This is a genomic window from Streptomyces mutomycini, assembly GCF_001700505.1.
GTDB lineage: Bacteria > Actinomycetota > Actinomycetes > Streptomycetales > Streptomycetaceae > Streptomyces > Streptomyces mutomycini.
The window spans coordinates 1-281 of record NZ_MAPV01000281.1 but is presented as its reverse complement, the minus strand read 5'-3'; the positions used below and the strand labels follow the sequence as shown (position 1 = coordinate 281).

1 pseudogene is annotated in these 281 nt (G+C 80.8%); it reads left to right on the top strand.

What is annotated here, in order from left to right:
* Nucleotides 1-281: pseudogene (locus BFF76_RS29360) on the top strand (hypothetical protein); the annotation flags it as partial.

The window sequence follows — 281 nt, the reverse complement described above, 5'->3', positions numbered from 1 at the left end:
CCGGTGCGGCCGGCCGGCCGGCTCCGCAGGGCCTGTCCGGCCCCCGGCCCGGCGGACCCGGCGGCGTACCTCCGCGGATGTCGGACGACACCGCGATCCTGACGCCGCAGGCGCCCGCACCGGCCCCCGGGTCCGGTTCCGGCGGCAATGTCTCCGGCGACACGCTGACCAGCGGCATCCCGGTCATCCCCGCGGAGCCCCGCTCGCCGTTCCCGGGAGGGCCCGGCGGTGTCCGGCCGCCCGAAGGCCCGATGGGCGGCGGACCGGCGGGCGAACACGCC